General features: G+C 57.8%; 19 protein-coding genes and 1 tRNA gene. 10 read left to right on the forward strand and 10 right to left on the reverse strand.

From position 1 onward, the window contains the following. The first annotated feature begins 118 nt into the window (after nt 1–118). Complete coding sequence (gene xth / locus ACQZ6D_RS03350; protein ID WP_065702447.1) at nt 119–916, forward strand: exodeoxyribonuclease III; 798 nt, start codon at nt 119–121, stop codon at nt 914–916. 119 nt (nt 917–1,035) lie between these two features. On the opposite strand, the gene exoR is transcribed toward xth, so the two are convergent. From exoR to ACQZ6D_RS03390, 8 genes are all read right to left on the reverse strand, one after another. Then, nucleotides 1,036–1,830: an exopolysaccharide production regulator ExoR gene (gene exoR, locus ACQZ6D_RS03355; RefSeq protein WP_003515620.1), complete on the reverse strand. Its 795-nt coding sequence runs from the start codon at nt 1,828–1,830 to the stop codon at nt 1,036–1,038. Continuing rightward, entirely contained in the window at nt 1,817–2,125 is a 309-nt protein-coding gene (locus ACQZ6D_RS03360; protein WP_233283652.1) for a hypothetical protein, read from the reverse strand. The genes exoR and ACQZ6D_RS03360 overlap by 14 nt, the downstream gene beginning before the upstream one ends. 269 nt (nt 2,126–2,394) lie before the next feature. After that, nucleotides 2,395–3,684, reverse strand: a complete 1,290-nt coding sequence (locus ACQZ6D_RS03365; protein ID WP_448729610.1) for an outer membrane protein transport protein — start codon at nt 3,682–3,684, stop codon at nt 2,395–2,397. Nucleotides 3,685–4,133: 449 nt separating this feature from the next. Then, nucleotides 4,134–6,977 (reverse strand): valine--tRNA ligase, encoded by a 2,844-nt coding sequence (locus tag ACQZ6D_RS03370; protein WP_065702446.1) that lies wholly within the window; start codon nt 6,975–6,977, stop codon nt 4,134–4,136. A gap of 193 nt (nt 6,978–7,170) precedes the next feature. Next, complete coding sequence (popZ, locus tag ACQZ6D_RS03375; RefSeq protein ID WP_448729611.1) at nt 7,171–8,130, reverse strand: cell division protein PopZ; 960 nt, start codon at nt 8,128–8,130, stop codon at nt 7,171–7,173. 355 nt (nt 8,131–8,485) lie between these two features. After that, nucleotides 8,486–9,157 carry a protein-L-isoaspartate O-methyltransferase family protein gene (locus ACQZ6D_RS03380; RefSeq protein WP_448729612.1) on the reverse strand — a complete coding sequence of 224 codons (672 nt, stop codon included), beginning with the start codon at nt 9,155–9,157 and terminating at the stop codon, nt 8,486–8,488. Between the two features lie 245 nt (nt 9,158–9,402). Continuing rightward, nucleotides 9,403–9,476 (reverse strand) — tRNA-Cys (locus ACQZ6D_RS03385). Between the two features lie 240 nt (nt 9,477–9,716). Next, nucleotides 9,717–9,869 (reverse strand): DUF3309 family protein, encoded by a 153-nt coding sequence (locus ACQZ6D_RS03390; RefSeq protein ID WP_003515628.1) that lies wholly within the window; start codon nt 9,867–9,869, stop codon nt 9,717–9,719. 699 nt (nt 9,870–10,568) lie between these two features. Here ACQZ6D_RS03390 and ACQZ6D_RS03395 point away from each other — a divergent pair. Next, nucleotides 10,569–10,850: a hypothetical protein gene (locus tag ACQZ6D_RS03395; RefSeq protein ID WP_003515633.1), complete on the forward strand. Its 282-nt coding sequence runs from the start codon at nt 10,569–10,571 to the stop codon at nt 10,848–10,850. An 83-nt stretch (nt 10,851–10,933) separates the two neighbouring features. After that, nucleotides 10,934–11,179: a DUF982 domain-containing protein gene (locus ACQZ6D_RS03400; RefSeq protein WP_003515635.1), complete on the forward strand. Its 246-nt coding sequence runs from the start codon at nt 10,934–10,936 to the stop codon at nt 11,177–11,179. Nucleotides 11,180–11,688: 509 nt separating this feature from the next. Here ACQZ6D_RS03400 and wrbA read toward each other — a convergent pair. After that, the gene (gene wrbA / locus ACQZ6D_RS03405; protein WP_019566148.1) at nt 11,689–12,288 is read right to left on the reverse strand and encodes an NAD(P)H:quinone oxidoreductase type IV; all 600 of its coding nucleotides are present in this window, start codon (nt 12,286–12,288) and stop codon (nt 11,689–11,691) included. 277 nt (nt 12,289–12,565) lie between these two features. Here wrbA and ACQZ6D_RS03410 point away from each other — a divergent pair, with 277 nt between their 5' ends. From ACQZ6D_RS03410 to ACQZ6D_RS03440, 7 genes are all read left to right on the forward strand, one after another. Further along, nucleotides 12,566–13,357 carry a competence/damage-inducible protein A gene (locus tag ACQZ6D_RS03410; RefSeq protein ID WP_013636292.1) on the forward strand — a complete coding sequence of 264 codons (792 nt, stop codon included), beginning with the start codon at nt 12,566–12,568 and terminating at the stop codon, nt 13,355–13,357. Between the two features lie 87 nt (nt 13,358–13,444). After that, complete coding sequence (locus ACQZ6D_RS03415) at nt 13,445–14,290, forward strand: universal stress protein (protein WP_003515639.1); 846 nt, start codon at nt 13,445–13,447, stop codon at nt 14,288–14,290. A gap of 113 nt (nt 14,291–14,403) precedes the next feature. Next, entirely contained in the window at nt 14,404–14,901 is a 498-nt protein-coding gene (gene gpt / locus ACQZ6D_RS03420) for a xanthine phosphoribosyltransferase (RefSeq protein WP_003515641.1), read from the forward strand. A 22-nt stretch (nt 14,902–14,923) separates the two neighbouring features. Then, nucleotides 14,924–15,196, forward strand: a complete 273-nt coding sequence (locus ACQZ6D_RS03425; protein ID WP_153793569.1) for a hypothetical protein — start codon at nt 14,924–14,926, stop codon at nt 15,194–15,196. Nucleotides 15,197–15,578: 382 nt separating this feature from the next. Next, nucleotides 15,579–19,397, forward strand: coding sequence for a vitamin B12-dependent ribonucleotide reductase (locus ACQZ6D_RS03430; protein ID WP_448729613.1), 3,819 nt, complete (start codon nt 15,579–15,581; stop codon nt 19,395–19,397). 106 nt (nt 19,398–19,503) lie between these two features. Then, on the forward strand, nt 19,504–20,133 hold the full coding sequence (locus tag ACQZ6D_RS03435; protein ID WP_196811689.1) for a DUF4145 domain-containing protein: 630 nt from the start codon (nt 19,504–19,506) through the stop codon (nt 20,131–20,133). 46 nt (nt 20,134–20,179) lie between these two features. Continuing rightward, complete coding sequence (locus ACQZ6D_RS03440) at nt 20,180–20,512, forward strand: helix-turn-helix domain-containing protein (protein WP_019566144.1); 333 nt, start codon at nt 20,180–20,182, stop codon at nt 20,510–20,512. 9 nt (nt 20,513–20,521) lie between these two features. Here the strand turns inward: ACQZ6D_RS03440 and ACQZ6D_RS03445 are convergent, their stop codons facing one another. Then, nucleotides 20,522–21,847, reverse strand: a complete 1,326-nt coding sequence (locus tag ACQZ6D_RS03445) for an Nramp family divalent metal transporter (RefSeq protein WP_019566143.1) — start codon at nt 21,845–21,847, stop codon at nt 20,522–20,524. Between the last annotated feature and the right edge of the window lie 268 nt (nt 21,848–22,115).

Consider the following 22,115-nt stretch of genomic DNA (forward strand, 5'->3'; position numbering starts at 1 on the left):
TAGCTGTTGATCTACCCTGCCCCGGCTTCTATCCACCACATCCTCACCAGCCGTTTCCAAAAACGGTGGCAATCGCTTTTGCATCGGGTAAAAGTAACCTCACAAAAGGGAAACTCCGATGAAGATTGCCACCTGGAACATCAACGGCGTCAAGGCGCGTATCGAAAACCTCTGCCAGTGGTTGAAGGATTCATCGCCCGACATCGTTTGCCTTCAGGAAATCAAGTCGGTTGACGAAGGCTTTCCCCGCCTTGAGCTGGAAGCGCTCGGCTATCACGTCGAGACCCATGGCCAGAAGGGCTTCAACGGCGTCGCCCTTCTGTCGAAGATGAAGCCCGACGAGATCAATCGCGGCCTGCCGGGCGACGATGCCGATGAACAGGCGCGCTTCATCGAGGGCGTGTTCTCCGTTGATGGCGGTGTGATCCGGGTCTGCTCGCTCTACCTGCCGAACGGCAATCCGCCTGACGATCCGGTCAAATATCCCTACAAGCTCGCATGGATGGAGCGGCTGCGCCGCTTTGCCGAAGATCGCCTTGCGCTTGAGGAGCCGCTTATTCTGGCGGGTGACTACAACGTCATCCCCGAACCCTTCGATTGCCACGATCCGCGGGTCTGGGCTGGCGATGCGCTGTTCCTGCCCAAGACGCGCTCGGCATTCCGCAGGCTGGAAAATCTCGGCTTTACCGATGCCGCACGCGCGACGACGGATGAACCCGGACTTTATTCCTTCTGGGATTATCAGGCTGGCGCATGGCCTAAGAATAACGGCATCCGCATCGATCACCTGATGCTGTCGGCGGAAGCGGCCGACAGGCTGGAATCGGTGAGCATCGAAAAACATGTGCGGGCCTGGGAAAAACCGTCCGACCACGTACCGGTCTGCGGTTATTTCAATTTTACGCCGATCAATTGAACGGCGCTCGCCGGGCGAGTTAGAGAATTTCCGGTAAAAGTGCGCCGAAACAAAGAGTTAGAGCACGTCAAACGATTCCGTTTAAACAGGACGTGCTCTAGTCGCCTCAGCCAAAATTGTCAGTTCGGATCGTCGATCTGCATGTTCTGCGCCAGCGCGATGGCCGCGCGGCGATCGTTTTCACCCGCGAGCGAAAAAGCCTGTTCCTGAAGGGTCTGTATCCAGGTGCAATCCACCGCCGTGCACTTGTCGAGCGCGGCCGTCATGAAGGCGAGCCCCTGCGTCGTCTGGCCTTCCTGGAAAAGCAGATTACCGAAAATCGACATGGCGCCGGCATGGCCGTGCTTGCGTGCCTGATTGAGCCACTTCTTGGCCTGCTGCACATCCGCCCGGCCGCCCTCACCCGCAAGGATCATTTCCGCCAGACGGAACTGGGCCTCAGCCACGCCAAAGGTGGAAGCCACCTGAAAATAGAGCTGGCGGGCCTGCGACAGGTCCATCTTTACCGGAGTGCCGGGAATGCCGTGGCGGTAATAATCGGCAAGAGAAAGCAGCGCGTTGACGAAGAAGCCGGTATCCTCGGAGCCCGGCTCGACGCCCTGGCTGGCAATTTCGCTGTAAATCTTGAAAGCTTCGAAGTCGTTCTTGGCAACGCCATCGCCGAAGGCATACATATTGGCAAGCGCCCAGCGCGAGCCGGTATGGCCCTTTTCGGCCGCATAGCGATAGGCCTCGACGGCTTCGTCCTTGTTACCGTTCTTGTAGGCCTTGAAGCCGAACTTGAACAGGTCGAAGGGCCCGGATTCCTTGGTAACGCCTGCGTTGATGTCAAAAGCCAGCACCGGCATTGCGAGCGACGCAAGCAAAAGGCTCATGATGAGCGGCTTTAGAACATGTGCTTCACATTTCAGCATTTAGGCGAACTTCTCTCACTCTTCCCGGCATATAGCCAATACTTGCGGAATACTGCAAAGCTGAACCCCGCCGGGTCGCGATTTTTCGAACACACTGCGTCTTTCCGGCAGCACTTTCCAGCGCACTGCCGGTGGTCATATGCGGTAATTGCTCCAAATTTTCAGTGAGACAGATATAGGCATAATTTCCGGCAATATAACGGCGTTTGACCGCCTGCCGGTCAGCGCCAAACAAGAAACCCGGATCAAATTCCCGTATTACTTGCTTAAACCCTGAATCCAAACCCGTTTTCACTCTTCGCAACTCCGCAGGCCCACATCAAACGCCTGCATGTTCTTCCATCCCCGCGTCCATAAACAGAAGCCAAGCACCTTGTTTGTGGCGGGAAATGGACAGATATGCCCACATTCCAACGCGGCACCACGCTTGCAGAAAAGTGTTGCCAAATCGTCACAAAACTTTCGGGCTAGAAATTTTTATCGAGCAGGAATCATAGTCGGGAATGAAAAAAGGTCCGGTTGGTAAACCGGACCTTTCTTTTCGTTCAGGTGTGGCGAATGGTGTCAGAATTTGACCTTGACGCCCGTAGAGATCGCAGCCACGAGATCGTTGCCGAAGTCGTAGCCCGCCTCGTTGCCGCAGGTGAAGCCCGCACCGCAAGGTCCACCGTTGATGGATGAGCTACCGGAGGTCAGGAGGCCGAGAGCACCGGCAACCTTGAACTCGATATTCTTGTTCGGCGAGTAGACGATCTGCGTGCCCAGCGTCCAGGTGTCGGTCTGGGTGCCGATAACAGTCGATGTACCGCGATCCCAGGTCAGGCTCACAGCACCGCTCCACTGCTCGTTGAACTTGTGACCAACGCCGCCGGAAATCGTCCAGCCATCACGATAAAACAGGTCTAGCGTGTTCAGCGTGTCAGCACCGCTCGGAACGCAGGGAGACGTCCCTACCGCGCAGAAAGGAATGACCTCAATCTGGCTCCAGTCAGTCCACTTCACCGAACCGAAAGCCAGCCAGTCCGGCGCTATGCCGGATTGCACCTTGAGTTCGATGCTGTCTGGCATCGAAACGGAGCCATAGATCGGCACCAGCTTGCCGCCGTATTTCGCCAGCGTCGGAGAGATGGACGGCGGCGTCTGCGGAACTCCTCTGACGTCGGCGAAACCGGTCAGGTCATGATCGACGGCGCTGTTATAAACAAGGCTCGCCCGGAAGGCGACCTCGGGGATTTCGTAGGCAACGCCGGCGCGCCAACCCCAACCGTCACCTTCCATCTCAAGTTTGCCGACGCCGCTGAAGCTGGACCAGGCCGGATTGAGGCCAAGAACAGCTGGGCCAAGAACCTGACGGTATTTATAACCGCTGATCTCCTGGTAAAAGCCGCCGCCAATAATCGAGAAGTCGCCCTTGCCAAGATCAAACTTCACACGGCAGGTGGTGGCGTAATTGTGCGACTTTACCTTGGTTTCGATATTGTAGCTCGATCCCTGCCAGATGCCCGGATTGAGGTGCGCGCCCCAAGGCTGCGAATAATCGAACATGCAGTCGCCGAAATCGCCGATTGCCGCCTTGGCGCCGATGCGGGTCGACCAGAAGTTTTCAGAGTCATCTGCGCTCCTTGACCAAGTCGCAGGCAGCGGACCGCTCTTCAGCGGATTGTCACGCGCATTCTCAACCTTGCGCTGTGGCGCAACGAATGTAGCGGAACTGTCGAGAACATAGTCCGACGGGTCGAACAGCAGGTCGATATTGTAGCCACCGCGCTCGAGGCCGCCCGCCAGTGAAGGCGTGACCGCCGCGATGCTGGCTACGAAACATACTGCGCCGCGAAAAAATGCAGTTTTTGCCATCTCTCTCCCCAATCAAGGCAATGTGATCATTGAGAGAGTGAAATGCTTTGCGGCAAATGACAATCTGCCGTGGCGCGGCGCGGTTGCCACCGGATGGCCATTTTTTTACGTAAGTTTTTGATGTTTGGCATCTTACATAATCATTTTAGGCTATTATTCTAATCCAATTAGAAAAAACGACACAAAACGAAACAAACTCCCAATCCACACCGGAAATGTCGCCAAATAACCACAGTTGGACGTTTCCGAAGAAAATCGCTTATCAGGCCGTTTTTATTGATCTTTTTCGTCTTCCCGCGCGGTTTTGTGCGCCTCGCGGCAGAAATAATCGCGCTATCACGCAGTGCATGATTCGCCATTGCAACGCAGCAATGAATTGAGCCGGCCCTGACAGAACGCAAAACGCCCCGTTTTCACGGGGCGTTTTGATTTTACACGCAACAGGAACCTTATCCTGCTTCGCTGACCCGCTGCAGGGCGGTTCGAAGACTTGTCAGCTGAACTTCCAGTTCCGCCTTACGCTCGCGCTCGGCGGCCACAACCTCCGGATCGGCATTGGCCACGAATTTTTCGTTCGACAGCTTCTTGTCGATGCGTTCCATCTCCGCATCCACCTTGCCGATCGCCTTTTCGAGACGGGCCTTTTCGGCCGCGAGATCGACGAGGTTACCGAGCGGCAGGCAGACCGTGGCCTCACCGATGATGATCTGCGCGGAACCTTTTGGCGCCACATCGGCACCACGGATTTCATCGGCACGCGCCAGGCGCCGGATGGCGGCGGCATGGCGGTCCAGCCGCGCTTCTGTCGAGGTATTGGCACCGACCACCACCAGCGATGCGGTGGCGCCCGGCGGCACGTTCATCTCGGCACGCGTAGAGCGGATGCCCGAAACCAGATCGATCAGCCAGTTGATTTCCGCAGCCGCGGCATCGTCGCGGAATTCCGGAGTCGGCCAGTCGGTAAGGCAGAGAAGATCAGCCCGCTCCTCGCCCTCGCCCGCCGTATGCGCCCACAGCTCTTCCGTCATGAAAGGCATGAAGGGATGCAGGAGCTTGTAGATCTCATCCAGAACATAGGCCGCGCAGACCTGCGATTCCGCCTTTGCCGCCTCATCCTCGCCACCGAACACGGGCTTGAGCAGTTCCAGGTACCAGTCGCAGAACTGGTTCCAGACGAAACGGTAGAGGATACCGGATGCATCGTTGAACCGGAAGTTCTCAAGAGCCGCCGTCACATCGCGCGCGGTGTTGGCAAGCTCGGTAAGGATCCACCGGTTGATCGTCAGCGATGCGGTTTCGGCCAGGAAATGTGGATCGCGCTTTACACCGTTCATTTCGGCAAAACGCGTGGCGTTCCATAGCTTCGTGCCGAAGTTGCGATAACCGGCGATACGTGCCGGATCGAGTTTCACGTCACGACCCTGCGCCGCCATGATGGCGAGCGTGAAGCGCAGCGCATCCGCACCGTATTCGTCGATCAGTTCCAGGGGATCGATGACGTTGCCCTTGGACTTGGACATCTTCTGGCCGTTCTTGTCGCGAACGAGCGCATGGATGTAGACGGTGCTGAACGGCTCGACCGGATTGCCGGCATCGTCCTTCATGAAATGCAGACCCATCTGCATCATGCGGACGACCCAGAACGGGATGATGTCGAAACCGGTGACAAGCACATTGGTTGGATAATACCGCGCCAGTTCCGGTGTCTTTTCCGGCCAGCCGAGCGTCGAGAACGGCCACAGCGCCGATGAGAACCAAGTATCGAGAACGTCTTCGTCACGGGTCAGAATTTCACCCGGCTTGAAGTTTTCAAGCTTCTCCTCGACCCAGGCCTTCCACGGACCTTCATGGGCAATATAATGCTGGATAGCGGCCTGAAGCGCCTCTTCCTCGGTCTTTTCAACGAAGACCTGCCCGTCAGGGCCGTACCATGCCGGAATCTGGTGTCCCCACCACAATTGCCGCGAGATACACCAGGGCTGGATGTTCTCCATCCACTGAAAATAGGTGTTTTCCCAGTTCTTAGGCACGAAATTGGTGCGGCCTTCGCGAACCGAGGCAATGGCCGGCTGAGCCAGCGTCTTGTTGTCCACCCACCACTGGTCGGTGAGGCGCGGCTCGATCGGCACGCCGCCACGGTCGCCATGCGGCACGACGTGCTTGTGCGGCTCGATCTTGTCGAGCAGGCCGGCTTCCTCGAAGATTTCGACGATGACCTTGCGGGCGAAGAAACGATCCTGTCCTTCCAGGCGGTCCCATGCGCCGTGCAGCGCCGCCGGATGATTGAGGCCCTCGAGGAAATCCTCGTTTTCCTTGATGGAGATCGTGCCATCGATATTCATGACGTTGATGGCGCGCAGACCGCAACGCTTGCCGACCTCGAAATCGTTGAAGTCGTGCGCAGGCGTGATCTTCACGGCGCCAGTTCCGGCCGTCGGATCGGCATAGTCATCGGCAACGATCGGGATCTTGCGGCCAACGATCGGCAGGATGACATGCTTGCCAATGATGCCCTTGTAACGCTCGTCTTCCGGGTTCACCGCAACACCGGTATCGCCGAGCATGGTCTCTGGCCGCGTGGTAGCAACAACGATGTAATCGCGCGTTTCGAACTCGGTCGGCTTGCCCTCCTCGTCAAATGCGGTCGGGTGCTGATAGCTCACACCCTTTTCCAGCGGATAACGGAAGTGCCAAAGGTTGCCCTTCACTTCCAGCTGTTCGACTTCCATGTCGGAAATCGCGGTCTGCAGCTTCGGGTCCCAGTTGACGAGGCGCTTGTCCTTGTAGATCAGGTTCTGCTTGTAAAGGGTGACGAACACCTCGAGAACGGCCTCGGACAGCCCCTCATCCATGGTGAAGCGCTCACGCGACCAGTCGCAGGACGCGCCGAGACGCTTCAGCTGGTTGAAGATCAAGCCGCCGGATTCGGCTTTCCATTCCCAGACCTTGTCCACGAAGGCCTCACGACCCATTTCGCGGCGGCCCGGAAGCTGCTGTTCCATCAGCTTGCGCTCGACGACCATCTGCGTGGCGATGCCCGCATGGTCCATGCCCGGCTGCCACAACACGTCCTTGCCGCGCATGCGCTCGAAGCGGACCAATATGTCCTGAAGCGTGTTGTTGAGCGCATGGCCCATATGCAGTGAGCCGGTGACATTCGGCGGCGGGATGACGATGGTGAAGGTTTCCGCGCCCGGTTTGGCGTTGGCGCCGGCACGAAAAGCGTTCGCCTCGTCCCAGGCTTTGGCGATTTTCGGTTCGACGGATGCGGAATCGTAGGTCTTTTCGAGCATTTCCTGACCTGAATTTTAGAGTTCTTGTGTGGATTTTTTAAATAAGGATGGATGGTCGAGAGTCAACAGAAACCGACCCGTCAGCGACTATGACCCCATAGCGCCTTCATCTTCAACAAAAAAGCCGCCCCGGTGCCGGAGCGGCCTCTGTTTCATTATCTCGCGCATGTTACAAGATGCGGACGAACAGAGCCTAGCGGCGCGAGCCGCGCGCCACACGTTCGATTTCCTCACGCACGAGACGCTCCACCAGCGTCGGCAGATTGTCTTCCAGCCAGTCCTGCAGCATCGGACGCAGCATTTCGGCGGCCATATCCTCGATCGAGCGTCGTTCGACGCCATCGAAAATTTCCGCAAGTTCGCTGAAGGAACGGGCGATCTGCGCACCGGCAGCCTCGGAAATGAGGTTGAGCGACAAACCGCCCTCTTCCTTGGGTTCGGCCAGATCGAATGAAGGCATCTCGACAGCAGGTTCCTGCACCGAAATCTCAAAATGATCCTGGGCTACAGGCGTTTCGATGGCGCCACGCAGCGTCAGCTGGTCGAAGCGGTTCTCGAAAGCTGCGCTCTCGACAGCAGCAGCAGCAGCACGATCCTCGGCGGCAAAAGCTGCCGGCTGTTCACTGGTGCTCGCGGCAGCGGCCGCCAGCAGCGGCCGCACATCCGTCGGGCGCTGCGGCGCAGGGCGTTCAACCTGTTGCGCAGCCGAAGGCTGCGGTACGCTGGAGGAATGAGCGGCCGGGGCTGCCTGCGCGGGCTCACGCTGCGCCTGGGCGGCAAATGCCTGCGGCCCCATGGCAGCGTTGCGGTCGGCGGCAGCGCGAACGCGCGCGGCAACATCGGCAAGCGACATGCTTTTCTCGGCCGAGATTTCCTGCTGTTCTGGCGTCTGCTTTTCGGAGACCGCGGAAAAATCCTGCACCGGCCTTGCGCCAAATGCCTGGTTTGCGGCGGGAGGAACGCGCGCCGGCGGGCTGATGGCCTCCGTCACGAAGGGCGCTTCGCCTGCGCCATCGTCTTCGTCGTCATAGACAGGCGGCAACTGCCCGGAAAACGCGGCGGTAGGCCCGGTCTCGTTGCTTTCGATGATCCGGCGTATGGACGCCAAGATCTCTTCCATGGACGGTTCACGCGCTACGCTTGGCTGAGCCATATCAATCCCCGGTTTCCACTCTCTAGACCGCCTTGCGTCCATACGGACGCCCAAAGGACGCTCCAACATTTTAAATCTGCACACCGTTCCTGTCGAAAATCGCTTCCGGTTTTCGGGCCGATGGCCTGAAAAGGGGTAGAAATACGCACACCCCGAATCACCCTTAGTCTAGGGCAGCATAGTCAGGAACTAAATCACTGATTCGACAAGTTTCGCCGTGATGCACAGCTTTGTGAGAATGGTCTTTTGGGGCAATTGGGTGGGCGAAGCGGGTCTGCCGGTGCGGCACCCGCAAAAACAAACGCCGGGGCGAAAAGTCCACCCCGGCGTCCAAAACAATGATCGCTTTTAAAGATCAGAAAACGAATTCGGCCGCCTTGGCAAAACCGGGCAGAGGCTTGATCGACGCGTTGAAAGAGGTTGCAGCCGATGTGCTGTTGCCATCGCGACGGTAAACGGTTGCCTTGGCAGCGTTACCGTATCCGACAACGACAACCAGACGTCCGCCATCGCGCAGCTGGTCGGTCAGTGCCGCCGGCACTTCCTCAACAGAGCCGTTGATGAAAATCAGGTCATAGGGTGCTTCGCCCGCATAACCCTTTTCGAGATCGCCGGTGACAACAGCAACATTGTCATATCCGAGCGAGGCCAGCGTCTCCGTCGCCTCAGCCGCCAGCGTTTCGTCGCATTCGAGCGAAACCACCGAACCGGCGAGCTGGGACAGGATGGCCGCGGTATAACCGGCGCCGCCGCCGACTTCCAGCACCACGTCTTCCTTGGTCACCGCCGCAAGCTGCAAAAGCTTCGCCAGCGGCGAGGCCTTCATGACGTAACGGACCGGGCGACCATCCCGGGCGGGACAGATCTGCAGATCCTCGTCCACATAGGCAATCTGCCGCACACCCGCCGGCACGAAAGCTTCGCGCGGCACGCTCAAAAACGCCTTCAGCACCGAATGCGACGTCACGTCGGTCGTGCGCAACTGGCTGTCGACCATATTGGCGCGTGCGGTTTCGAAATCCATCATATCGTTATCGCCTCAATTTCGCGGATGCCGGTCGGGAAGCCTCGGCCCCAAAAGCTCAAAACGGCACGGGTCTCCCCTCGCCTTTAAACAATCTCATAATTGCCCAAGCCTGCGCTTTCAAGCGCGGTGAGCCCTAAGTGCTGGAAAAAGCGAAATGGCCGGGATTTTTTAGAACAGCAAGGGCAGCCGATGACCGCAAGGTGGGCCAAAGGTTCAAAAAAACAGGTTCTATTCGGTGAAGTTTTTGGAGGCCTCGCCCGGAATTGAACCGGGGTACAAGGATTTGCAGTCCTCTGCGTCACCACTCCGCCACGAGGCCTCACACGCTCATGAATTCGAGCGATGGCGGGCATTTAGAACGAATCCATTATGCGCGCAAGAGGGTTCGTTCCGAATGTGCTGTTTTTTCCGATCCGATGAACAAAGGGCAATCGTCCACGTCCTAAGCCCTTCGGATTCCGACATTTTTTTTATCTCACTCATATTCCAGAAGAAACAATGCCCGCAGCCGGCGCTTTGCGCGGGTGCGGGCAGTCGCTGCATCTTCAATGCGGATCGATCAGATGCGACCCAGCAGAACTAGAACGAGGACGATGACCAGAACCAGTCCGAGGCCACCCGAGGGACCATAACCGTAATTGTGGTAACCCCAGCTTGGCAAAGCACCGATCAGGAAAAGAATGATGAGAATAACGAGAATGGTGCCGATCATGTTTAGCCCTCCATGAATAATAAGTATGCGCTGTATTTAATGATCAAACACGCAAAAAGTTCCTTTTCCCCCATCCTCTTATGGCGTGGGCCGAAGAATTCATCTCCAGCCGATTCAACGGGTTAAACGGCATTTGCGGACAACGCGGAGGGTCGTGCGCGCGCACGGCGGCTGCGATTGGCGACGCACCACGCTCCGGCCCCGGGGTGATCGACCATGGTAGCGATTTATTCGAGGTAATTTCTCAGTCTATGTATATCGGGTGCCGTTCGTCATACTAAATCAAGTCACCCGTTCCCTGAAACTGGCGGGGGACTGGGAGACCTGGTATCACTGGCAGTGCGCCAGGTCTCACCTGTTTCCTTCTTCTCCGGCGATCTTCCCGCCGCACGCAAACCGTTCCCCAAACAGGCACACGGACATTTTACCTGCGGCGCTGCACGCCACGCTTGCCTTGCCTCTTTCTCTCCGGTTAGACCCCGGATCGGGAGGGAGAAATGAGAATCATATGTCCGGTTTTGCGAACCTCATCCCGCTTTTCATCTTCGGCCTGCTCGTCTACGCTTTCTTCCGCTGGGTCGCGCGCGACACTCAAAATCCGAGACGCAAGTAGCAGTTGCGAATAGCTCTGCCCTTTATCACTCGCGGGGAACCGTTGCGCCTCCATATCGTTTTCGCAGACGCACTTCGGAGGACAGGATGAAAACGCTCGTATCATTGGCCGCAATCGCGCTTACGCTTGCGGGCTGCACGACCTCAGGCCCGGCCGCTTATGTCGAACCGATCCCCGGCAGCATCACCTATAAGGGCCAGCCGCGCACCAAGCTGACGAAATCGCCGATCGGCAGCACCTTCAGCCACGAGTTCCGCATCGACGGCAGCACGAGGGCGGTGGAAACCTATCGCATTGCGCCCGATCGCTCGCTCGAACTCATAGACCGCCGCATCATTCGCGATTGGCTGTTCGGACGCGACGACTGACCGCACCGCGAGCCAACCGAAACCAATTGCGCATCCTGCCCGCTTGGTTTAGAGCCGGGCACGATAACCAACACGGATGAGCGATGAACACGCGCTGGCAAAAACCCGTCCTGATCGCGTTCGAAACGCCGGGCGACTATACGAGCATCGAGACCACGCAGGCGGCGTCCTGGGCCATGATCGAGGATTGGCCGATAGAGGACGGCGATGCGTTGGACGCGGCGTTGCTGGTCTGCGCCGCCGTCGATGCCGGCAGGAAAAAGCCGGAGGATGCGCGCAAGGCCTTCATCGCCGCCGCAATCGAGGCTGGCCTCGACATCAAGGCCTGACGGCATCAAGACCCATGGTCGAGAATTAAAATGGCGTCCTGAGGCGAAACAAGTCAGGACAACAGGTTTAAAGGGTAAAAACAGATGGAAGCTTCTGGAAACATGAAAAAAGCCCTGTTCATATTTCTCCTCTCCTGCCTCGCCATCGGCCTTCTCGGTCACCTCGTGGTCGCCTTCGTCGTTACCGGCTGAAGCACCGATGTCCACTCCGTATTGTGACGGAGCGGCAGGGCATTAAAATTTCCTAAATTTCATTCTGCTGTTATGGAACCGCGATAAATCTTTTCCGTTCTCTCTTCGATCAACAAGGAGGATTGAAATGCGTGACGGATTGAATGGTTTTCTCGAAATTTCCATGCTCGGCGTCGTGATTGCAAGCTGCCTTTTCATGGTCAACCTGCCGATCTGACCCGCCTTAAAAATCATTCCCTGCGGTACCGGCGACGTTAGATGCCGGAGTAAGAAAATGCGGCCTTTCGGGCCGCATTTCTTTTTCCAGCAATGCAGGCTCAAGCAGAAAGCTTGGCGGCCAGCTTGGCTACATGTGCGCCTTGGTAGCGTGCGGCTTCCAGTTCGATAGCGGAAGGCTGACGCGAGCCGTCGCCATCGGTGATGGTGGAGGCGCCATAAGGCGAGCCGCCCTTGATTTCATCGACGCCCATCTGGCCCTGGAAGGCATAGGGCAGACCGACAACGGCCATGCCGTGGTGCAGGAAGGTGGGGAGGAAACCAAGGATGGTCGATTCCTGACCGCCGTGCTGCGTGGCCGACGAGGTGAAGGCAGAGCCGACCTTGCCGACAAGCTTGCCGCCGAACCACAGACCGCCGGTCTGGTCCCAGAAATTGCGCATCTGTGAGGCAACCGTGCCGAAGCGGGTGCCGGCGCCGACGATGATGGCATCGTATTCTGCCAGTTCGTCAACAGTCGCGATGGGGGCAGCCTGATCGAGCTTGAAGTGCGAGGATTTGGCGACTTCCTCAGGAACCAGTTCCGGAACGCGCTTGACGACAACTTCCGCGCCGGCAGACTTCACGCCTTCGGCAACGGCATATGCCATCGTCTCGATATGGCCGTAAGATGAATAATAAAGCACCAGAACTTTTGTCATTTTCTTTGTATCCTTAGGGTTAATCGTCTCAGGCGTACCAGCCAGAAGCCTTTTTAAGAACGCGATGATCATTAGTGGTGACCAGTTACAAGCATGTGATGCAAAGGTAGCCCAGAGGCCGGTCCCACACCAGCGGTGCATCCGCATACGCACTGTTCGCAATCAGTGAACGAAACGCCGGAACGTCAACCTTTCACAGATAGACATTTTTTCAAAACCGCTTTGCATTCACCGGGCGGCGGACTAACGTCGGACAAAACAGCTGACGAGTACCCCCATGTCCAATCCCTCACCCACCCCATCCGTCGTGACCGCCGCCATGCTCGCCATCGGCGACGAATTGCTGTCGGGACGCACCAAGGACAAGAATATCGGGCACCTCGCGGATGTGCTCACCATGTCCGGAATAGACTTGAAGGAAGTGCGCATCGTCGCCGACGAGGAGCACGCAATCGTCGAAGCGCTGAATGCGCTACGCGCCCGCTATGATTATGTCTTCACCTCCGGCGGCATCGGCCCGACCCATGACGACATCACCGCTGATGCGGTATCCGTGGCTTTCGGCCTGCCCTGCGAGCACGATGCCGAGGCTTTGCGGATATTGGGTGACATGTACCGTGTACGCGAGATGGAATTCACCGAAGCGCGCAAGCGCATGGCCCGCATGCCAAGGGGGGCAAGCCACATCGCCAATCCCGTCTCGGTCGCCCCCGGCTTCGTCATCGGCAACGTCCACGTCATGGCCGGCGTTCCGCAGGTGTTTCAGGCCATGCTGGACAATGTCATGCCAACGCTGCGCACCGGCGCGAAAGTCATGTCGCAGTCGGTGCGCTCTCCCTATGGCGAAGGTGACATCGGCACGCCGCTGACCGCAATCCAGAAAGCGCACCCGGAAACCAGCATCGGCTCCTACCCGAAATATGACGGACAACGCTTTTCGACGGAGATCGTCGTGCGCGCCCGTGATGCCACCGTGCTGAAAGCGGCGGCGGATGCAGTGGCGACGATGATCGAAACCATTGGTCAGGAAAAAACACTGTCGGCCAGCAAGGGCGATGCAACCGCCTGAGACGGAAGCGGATTGACCAAAATCAAGGTGGTACCCGGCAAAGGCAGCCACTCTCCCCAAAACGACGCGTCACCGAGGAGCTAAAAAATGGGTTACAAAACGATACTGGCAGTGATCGACAATGTGGAGAACACGCAAAAGCTCGGCGATTTCGTGGTAAGTCTTGCCAACCAGTTTTCCTCGCATGTGATTGGCCTGCACATGGAAACGCTGGCCGCCGTTCCGCTCGTCGCGCCGATGGAAATTCCCGACCCCGCTACCGTTCAGGTGCTTCAGGACGTGGCGCACAAAGAAACCACGGATGTTGGAAACCTCTTCGAACACACGCTGTCTGCCAATGGCATCTCGCATGAGTGGCGCAGCTTTGTAACCTCGGTGGGTTACGCCTCGTCATCGGCAATCGATAGCGCGCGCTGCGCCGATCTCATCGTCGCCCGCCAGAGCAACTCCTCCGCACTCTCCGACAGCCGCTCGGATATAGACGGCTTTCTCCATGAAAGCGGCCGCCCTGTTCTTCTCGTTCCGCATGTGCTGACGGTTGCCAAACCGGTCAAGCGTGTACTGATCGCCTGGAACGGCTCCCGCGAGGCAACACGCGCCACCTTCGATGCCCTGCCCTTCCTGATTGCAGCCGAGAGCGTCGAGATCTTCTCCGTCGATCAGGCCGAGAGCGAAACGCAATCGTCTGGACTTGCCGGAACCGAACTGGCCGCAACACTCGCCCGCCACGGCGTCAACGTCACGGTAACCTCGCAGGAAAAAATCGCCGGCATCTCGCCGCAGGCGGCTATCGAAAACCGGCTGTCAGACCACAGCATCGACCTTCTGGTCATGGGCGCCTACGGCCATTCCCGTTGGTGGGAACTGCTGTTCGGCGGCGTGACGCGCACGCTGCTCGATTCCATGACGGCGATGACGCTTTTGTCGCGTTAAACACCGGTAGCCGTGGATGAAGCCGCAAGAGCCTGCGCGCAATGCTTGCCTTTTTGCGGGTCTTGCGGCTATTAGCCAAAGCCATCGACAATTTTGACCAGATGGTAGACGACATGTCCCTTCCCGATAAAGCCTTTCCCGTAACCTGGGATCAGTTTCACCGCGACGCCCGCGCGCTTGCGTGGCGTCTTGCCGGCCTTGGCCGGGAGTTCCGGGCGATCGTCTGTATCACCCGCGGCGGTCTCGTGCCGGCAGCGATCATTTCCCGCGAGCTGAACATCCGCCTGATCGATACGGTCTGCATCGCCACCCGCCACGATTACGTCAACCAGGGCGACACGGTTCTCCTGAAGGGCGTGGCGCCGGAGCTGATGTCCGACGGCGGCGAAGGCGTGCTCGTCGTTGACGATCTGACCGACACCGGCAAGACCGCACTGGAAGTGCGCGAAATGTTACCGAAGGCGCATTTTGCCTGCGTTTACGCCAAGCCGAAGGGCGTGCCCACCATTGACACCTTTGTCACCGAGGTCAGCCAGGACACCTGGATTTATTTTCCCTGGGACATGGGCTTCACCTATCAGGAACCGATCGCCAAGGGATCGCGCGGCTGATCGCCTGTCGCAACCCAAAACCATGCCTGAAAAGCCGTCCCTTCGGGGCGGTTTTTTTGTGTGGAAATGCTTTTTTGGTAACGGCAAAAAAACACGGAAAAACCGCAGTGTCGCCTTTATGCCGCACCCCGGAAATGCGGGGTTTTCGCTTTCCGCTGCGGAAACCAGCCTCGCGCAAGCTTCAAAGTCTCGCGCCAAGTCACTGATTTTTTTGAACGCTTTTGCTATCCCCGTTTTCCACAGGCGCTGCACACAATATCTTGTGGTTAAAAAACGGTTTCAATCTATGGCTTGACGAATCTATGCCGCAGGAGGAAAGTGACAGTTATGTTGCGGCGGCAACGGACCGGAAAGTAACGAGGCCGGTTCCTTTCAATCTCAGTTCGCAAGTCCAGAAGGGGCGTCCCGACCATCAGGGGGCGGTTCGCCGGTGGATTTTGCGTGCCTTGCGGATACCGCCAAAAACATGACGCGGGGACTGGCGGCAGGAAGCTGTTGATACTATATTTAGTACTCACATGACTCTTGCAGCCAAATAAGCCACGAGATACAGGGATCACATCCAAGGATGAACATCCCTTACAGATCGGCAAAAACCGGCTGCGCGCATAGTTCGCACGGCTGGAACGAATTTTTGCGCCCTTTGCCGGGCGCCCAATGGACGAGGACACGAAACCATGCGCATCGAACGCCGCTTCACGAAGCCCGGCCAATCGTCTTATGCGGAAATCGAATTCCGCAAGGCCGTCAGTGAAATCAAGAACCCGGACGGTTCCATCGTGTTCCGTCTGGCGGATATCGACGTTCCCGCGCAGTTCAGCCAGGTCGCGACCGACGTTCTGGCGCAGAAATACTTCCGCAAGGCCGGCGTGCCGAAGGTGCTTAAGAAGGTTGAGGAAAACGATGTTCCTTCCTTCCTGTGGCGTTCGGTTGCCGATGAGAAGGCCATGAAGGACCTCCCCGAGGGTGAGCGTTATGGCTCCGAAACCGATGCGCGTCAGGTTTTCGACCGCCTGGCTGGCACCTGGACCTACTGGGGCTGGAAGGGCAAATATTTCTCCACCGAGGAAGACGCACTCGCCTTCCGCGACGAGCTTGCCTATATGCTGGCGACCCAGCGTGTAGCCCCCAACAGCCCGCAGTGGTTCAACACCGGCCTGCACTGGGCCTATGGCATCGACGGCCCGGGCCAGGGCCACTTCTACGTCGACCCCTTCACCGGCAAGCTGACCAAGTCCAAGTCCTCTTACGAACATCCGCAGCCGCATGCCTGCTTCATCCAGTCTGTCGAAGACGATCTGGTCAACGAAGGCGGCATCATGGACCTGTGGGTGCGTGAAGCGCGCCTGTTCAAATACGGTTCCGGTACCGGCTCCAACTTCTCCTACCTGCGCGGCGAAGGCGAAAAGCTTTCCGGCGGCGGCAAGTCCTCCGGCCTGATGAGCTTCCTCAAGATCGGCGACCGGGCAGCCGGCGCAATCAAGTCTGGCGGCACCACCCGCCGTGCGGCCAAGATGGTCGTCGTTGATGCCGACCATCCCGATATTGAAGCCTATATCGACTGGAAGGTGAACGAGGAGCAGAAGGTTGCCGCTCTCGTCACCGGTTCCAAGATCGTTGCCAAGCATCTCAAGGCAATCATGAAGGCCTGCGTCAATTGCGAGGCAGATAACGGCGATTGCTTCGACCCGGCCAAGAACCCTGCCCTGAAGCGCGAAATCCGCGCTGCCAAGAAGGACATGGTGCCGGAAAACTACGTCAAGCGCGTCATCCAGTTCGCGCAGCAGGGTTACAAGGACATCCAGTTCAAAACCTACGACACGGATTGGGATTCCGAAGCCTACCTCACGGTTTCAGGCCAGAATTCCAACAACTCCGTATCGCTGAAGGATGACTTCCTGCGCGCTGTTGAAAACGACGGTGACTGGAACCTGACCGCCCGCAAGGACGGCAAGGTCATGAAGACGCTGAAGGCCCGCGACCTCTGGGAAAAGATCTCCCACGCCGCCTGGGCATCGGCCGACCCCGGCCTGCACTTCAACACCACCATGAACGACTGGCACACCTCGCCGGCCGAAGGCCCTATCCGTGCTTCCAACCCGTGCTCGGAATATATGTTCCTCGACGACACGGCCTGCAACCTTGCTTCGCTGAACCTGCTTCAGTTCAAGGATCAGGCAACGAAGCGCATCGACATCGCCGATTACGAACATGCGGTTCGCCTGTGGACCGTCGTTCTCGAAGTCTCGGTCATGATGGCGCAGTTCCCCTCGCGCCAGATTGCCGAACGCTCCTACGAATACCGCACGCTCGGCCTCGGTTACGCCAATATCGGCGGCCTGCTGATGTCCTCGGGCATTCCCTATGACAGCGACGAAGGCCGCGCCATTGCCGGTGCGCTGACCGCCATCATGACCGGCGTTTCCTATGCCACCTCGGCTGAAATGGCAGGCGAGCTTGGCCCCTTCCCGGGCTTCGCGCCGAACCGCGACAACATGCTGCGCGTCATCCGCAACCACCGCCGCGCCGCCCATGGCCTTTCCTACGGTTATGAAGGCCTGTCGGTGAACCCGGTTGCCCTCATCCATTCCGATTGCACGGATCAGGACCTTGTGGCCCACGCTACCGCCGCCTGGGACAAGGCGCTGGAGCTTGGCGAAAAGCACGGCTACCGCAACGCCCAGACCACCGTTATCGCGCCGACAGGTACGATCGGCCTTGTGATGGATTGCGACACGACCGGCATCGAGCCGGACTTCGCGCTGGTGAAATTCAAGAAGCTCGCCGGCGGCGGCTACTTCAAGATCATCAACCGCGCCGTGCCGGAATCCCTGCGTTCGCTCGGTTATTCGGAAAGCCAGATCGCCGAAATCGAAGCCTATGCCGTTGGCCACGGCAATCTCAACCAGGCACCTGCCATCAATCCCTCGTCGCTGAAGGCCAAGGGCTTCACCGATGAGAAGATCGAAGCCGTCAACGGCGCACTGAAAAGCGCCTTCGACATCAAGTTCGTCTTCAACCAGTGGACGCTGGGCGCCGATTTCCTCAAAGGCACGCTCAAGGTTTCCGATGAGCAGTTGTCCAACATGAGCTTCAACCTGCTGGAGCACCTCGGCTTCAGCAAAAAGGACATCGAAGCGGCCAACGTGCACGTCTGCGGTGCGATGACACTGGAAGGCGCACCGTTCCTCAAGAACGAGCACTTGGCCGTATTCGATTGCGCCAACCCCTGCGGCAAGATCGGCAAGCGTTATCTCTCGGTCGAATCGCATATCCGCATGATGGCGGCAGCACAGCCGTTCATTTCGGGTGCGATCTCCAAGACGATCAACATGCCGAATGATGCAACCGTGGAAGATTGCGGCGCAGCCTACATGCTGTCCTGGAAGCTGGCGCTCAAGGCCAACGCCCTTTACCGCGATGGCTCCAAGCTTTCCCAGCCGCTCAACGCTTCGCTGGTGGAAGATGAGGACGACGAAGACTTCGTTGAAGAACTGATCCAGCAGCCGCTCGCCCAGCAGGCCGTGACGATCACCGAAAAGATCGTCGAGCGCGTCATCGAGCGGGTATCGCGCGAGCGTGAAAAGCTGCCGAACCGCCGTCAGGGTTACACCCAGAAGGCAACGGTCGGCGGTCACAAGGTCTATCTGCGCACCGGCGAATTCGGTGACGGCCGCATCGGCGAAATCTTCATCGACATGCACAAGGAAGGCGCTGCCTTCCGTGCGATGATGAACAACTTCGCCATCGCCATTTCGCTTGGCCTGCAATATGGCGTGCCGCTGGAAGAATATGTGGAGGCCTTCACCTTTACCAAGTTCGAGCCGGCCGGCATGGTGCAGGGCAACGACGCGATAAAGAACGCCACGTCAATCCTTGACTACGTGTTCCGCGAACTCGCCGTCTCCTATCTCGGCCGCCACGACCTTGCTCATGTCGATACGTCTGACTTCTCCAATACCGCACTCGGCAAGGGTATCCAGGAAGGCAAGACCAATCTGCTCTCCACCGGCTGGACACGCGGTTACAAGCCGACGCTGGTTTCCAACAACGAAGGCGAACGTGCTGCTTCCGAACCCAAGGGCTCGGCAACGGCAGCCCCCGCCCGCGCCTCGGCCAACGTCACTTCCTTTGCAGGCTCAGCCGCCCGCAAGCTGGAACCGACAGTCGCGATCTCCACCTCGGAAATCGTCTCCTTCAAGCGCGATTATGAAGAACGCGCCAAGGAACTGGCGGAAGAGATTGCCGAAGAGGTAATCGACGACGTGGTTCAGGAAGCCAAGCAGACCGCCACCGCCCTCTTCTCCGACAAGGCCGCCGCCGACGCGGCATCGGCCAAGGCGGAAGCCAAGAAGAAGGAAAACGAACGCCGCATGCGCTCGATCGCGCAAGGCTATACCGGCAACATGTGCTCGGAATGCCAGAACTTCACGATGGTGCGCAACGGCACCTGCGAGAAGTGCGATACTTGCGGTGCGACGAGCGGTTGCTCTTAAGAAATACATGGATAAGTGGTGAATCCACTTTCCAGTCTTGGAAGGTGAAGTGAATATGTCCCGCAGTGATTAAGGTTCACTGCGGGACTTTTTATTGGAGGCATATATGCGCTGCCCACATTGCAATATTAATTTCCATGAAAATTGGGTTCCTGGCAGCTTTAGCCGCAACGGTTATGTTACAAACTGGTCCTACGAAACGGCTGTATGTCCAAGCTGCAAAAAATTGACTATTGTTATCGAAAGCCCATCCGGTAACGCACGGATGGTTGAACCAATGAGTCCCAACCGCGGCTCAATTTCGCAATTTGTTCCAGATGACATTACTCGAGATTACCTAGAAGCGTGCGATGTTCTTCCCATTAGCGCCAAAGCTTCAGCAGCTCTTTCCCGGAGATGCCTGCAAAACATTCTAAACAGCCTAGATTACAAGGCGACGGATTTAGCAAAACAGATCGACGCATTAATTAATGAGACGGATCCCAAAAAAGCGTTACCGATTGGATTACACGAAACGGTCGATGCTATCCGTAATTTTGGAAACTTCTCAGCTCATCCAATAGATGAAAAAACAACCTTGCAAGTGATTGATGTTGAGGCAGAAGAAGCCGAATGGTGCCTTGAAATATTAGAAGAGCTGTTCGAACACTTTTACGAACGTCCCGCAATCGCAGCTCAGAAAAAAGCCGCGTTGGACGCAAAATTGGCAGCAGCAGGAAAGCCACCATCGAAGTAGCAGTCAACACATTCGACGCGCGCAGAGCGCAAGGAATATGACGACAATGGCTGGTAAAACCGATCAAACCGACTGGGCGCGTCTTCACGCAATGACCGACGAAGAAGCGGAAACCAACGCGCTTGCTGACCCCGACAATCCACCGCTTTCCGCCGAACAGCTCGCCTCCGCCTCGAGAATGCTCCGCATCAAGATAATCCGCCGAGCACTGAAACTGACGCAGGAAGAGTTTTCCGCCCGTTATCATATTCCGCTTGGCACCTTGCGTGATTGGGAACAGGGCCGCAGCGAGCCGGATCAACCGGCCCGCGCCTATCTGAAAGCCATCGCCGTCGATCCCGAGGGAACGGCAGCCGCGCTCCGTAGAGGCGCGGCCTGACTCCTTCCCTCACCCCACAAAATCAAACAGCAGCTTCACATTCAGCGCCGCAATTACCACCGCGATAAGCCATGCAAACGCCGAGAGCCATCGCGGGGCGCACAGTTCGCCCATCTTGGCGCGGTCGGCGGTGAACATGACCAGCGGGAAGACGGCGAAGGAAAGTTGCAGGCTTAAGACCACCTGCGTCAGTATCAGCAGTTGAGACGTGCCGCTTTCGCCGAAGGCGATGGTGACGCCGGCGGCGGGGATGATGGCGATGCCGCGGGTGATAAGGCGGCGCAGCCACGGGGCAAGCCGCATCTTGAGGAAACCTTCCATCACGATCTGGCCCGCAAGCGTTGCCGTAACAGTGGAGTTGATGCCACAGCACAAAAGCGCCACCCCGAACAGCGTCGGCGCAATCGCAAGGCCGAGCAGCGGCGCGAGCAGACTATGCGCTTCACCCAGTTCGGCAACATTCGTCTGACCCGTTTTGTTGAAGGTCGCCGCTGCGAGGATGAGGATCGCGGCATTGATGACGAGAGCAAACGTCAGGGCGATGGTTGAATCGAGTGTCGCGAATTTGAGCGCCTCGCGTTTTTCGGCCAGCGTCTCGCCGATGGCGCGCGTCTGCACGATCCCTGAATGCAGATAGAGATTATGCGGCATCACCGTCGCGCCCAGAATGCCAAGCGCCAGATAGAGCATCTCGGGGTTGGTGACGATCTCCGTCGTCGGCGCAAAACCACGAATCACCTGGCTCCAGTCGGGATCGGCCAGCGCCAGCTGAATGGCGAAACACACCGCGATGACGCCGAGAAGCGTGATGACAAGCGCCTCCACCCAGCGGAAGCCAAGCCTTTGCAGATAAAGGATCAGGAACACGTCAAGCGCCGTGATGAGGACGCCGAGTTCGAGCGGAATGCCGAAAATCAGGTTGAGGCCGATCGCCGTGCCGATGACCTCGGCGATATCAGTCGCGATGATTGCGATTTCGGCCAGCAGCCAGAGCACAATCGCCACCGGTTTCGGATAGGCATCGCGACAGGCCTGCGCCAGATCGCGCCCGGAAGCAATCGCCAGACGGGCACAGAGCGCCTGTAGAACGACGGCCATGATGTTCGATATCAGTGCCACCGTCAGCAGCGTGTAGCCGAACTTGGAGCCACCGGCGAGCGACGTTGCCCAGTTGCCGGGGTCCATGTAACCGACCGCGACGAGATATCCGGGTCCGAAGAACGCCATCGCCCGGCGAAACGTACCGGCATTCGGGCTTATCTTGATCGAGCTGTGAACGTCGGACAGCGAGAGATCGTCGCCATTCCGCCGCCATCCAAAGACAGGCTTGTCCATCTTGCGAACTTTCAAATGGAAATTGAATTAATGCAATTGCAAATCATTCGCATAAAAGGGTGTGGACTGGCAAGCGGAGTTTCGAAGCTGTGTGCCGGCGCGAGAGGCCGCAGTAACATTCGGCCTGAACGCAACCATCGGCGCAGCGCGTCATGGATTTAATGAAATGAGACCCCTCCTCCGTCATTCCAGCCTTAAGCCGGAAGCCAGCCAGCCAAGGTCTCTGGGCTGAAAAGACTCTTCTACGCGGCGTAGTAGCCAGTAAACA

The sequence above is a fragment of the Agrobacterium sp. 22-3639C2 genome (assembly GCF_053522105.1).

Coding starts and splice junctions, on each gene's coding strand:
- xth (WP_065702447.1), top strand. CDS start 119: ATGAAGATTGCCACCTGGAACATCAACGGCGTCAAGGCGCGTATCGAA.
- exoR (WP_003515620.1), bottom strand. CDS start 1,830: ATGCTGAAATGTGAAGCACATGTTCTAAAGCCGCTCATCATGAGCCTT.
- ACQZ6D_RS03365 (WP_448729610.1), bottom strand. CDS start 3,684: ATGGCAAAAACTGCATTTTTTCGCGGCGCAGTATGTTTCGTAGCCAGC.
- ACQZ6D_RS03370 (WP_065702446.1), bottom strand. CDS start 6,977: ATGCTCGAAAAGACCTACGATTCCGCATCCGTCGAACCGAAAATCGCC.
- popZ (WP_448729611.1), bottom strand. CDS start 8,130: ATGGCTCAGCCAAGCGTAGCGCGTGAACCGTCCATGGAAGAGATCTTG.
- ACQZ6D_RS03380 (WP_448729612.1), bottom strand. CDS start 9,157: ATGATGGATTTCGAAACCGCACGCGCCAATATGGTCGACAGCCAGTTG.
- ACQZ6D_RS03390 (WP_003515628.1), bottom strand. CDS start 9,869: ATGATCGGCACCATTCTCGTTATTCTCATCATTCTTTTCCTGATCGGT.
- ACQZ6D_RS03395 (WP_003515633.1), top strand. CDS start 10,569: ATGAAAACGCTCGTATCATTGGCCGCAATCGCGCTTACGCTTGCGGGC.
- ACQZ6D_RS03400 (WP_003515635.1), top strand. CDS start 10,934: ATGAACACGCGCTGGCAAAAACCCGTCCTGATCGCGTTCGAAACGCCG.
- wrbA (WP_019566148.1), bottom strand. CDS start 12,288: ATGACAAAAGTTCTGGTGCTTTATTATTCATCTTACGGCCATATCGAG.
- ACQZ6D_RS03410 (WP_013636292.1), top strand. CDS start 12,566: ATGTCCAATCCCTCACCCACCCCATCCGTCGTGACCGCCGCCATGCTC.
- ACQZ6D_RS03415 (WP_003515639.1), top strand. CDS start 13,445: ATGGGTTACAAAACGATACTGGCAGTGATCGACAATGTGGAGAACACG.
- gpt (WP_003515641.1), top strand. CDS start 14,404: ATGTCCCTTCCCGATAAAGCCTTTCCCGTAACCTGGGATCAGTTTCAC.
- ACQZ6D_RS03425 (WP_153793569.1), top strand. CDS start 14,924: ATGCCTGAAAAGCCGTCCCTTCGGGGCGGTTTTTTTGTGTGGAAATGC.
- ACQZ6D_RS03430 (WP_448729613.1), top strand. CDS start 15,579: ATGCGCATCGAACGCCGCTTCACGAAGCCCGGCCAATCGTCTTATGCG.
- ACQZ6D_RS03435 (WP_196811689.1), top strand. CDS start 19,504: ATGCGCTGCCCACATTGCAATATTAATTTCCATGAAAATTGGGTTCCT.
- ACQZ6D_RS03440 (WP_019566144.1), top strand. CDS start 20,180: ATGGCTGGTAAAACCGATCAAACCGACTGGGCGCGTCTTCACGCAATG.
- ACQZ6D_RS03445 (WP_019566143.1), bottom strand. CDS start 21,847: ATGGACAAGCCTGTCTTTGGATGGCGGCGGAATGGCGACGATCTCTCG.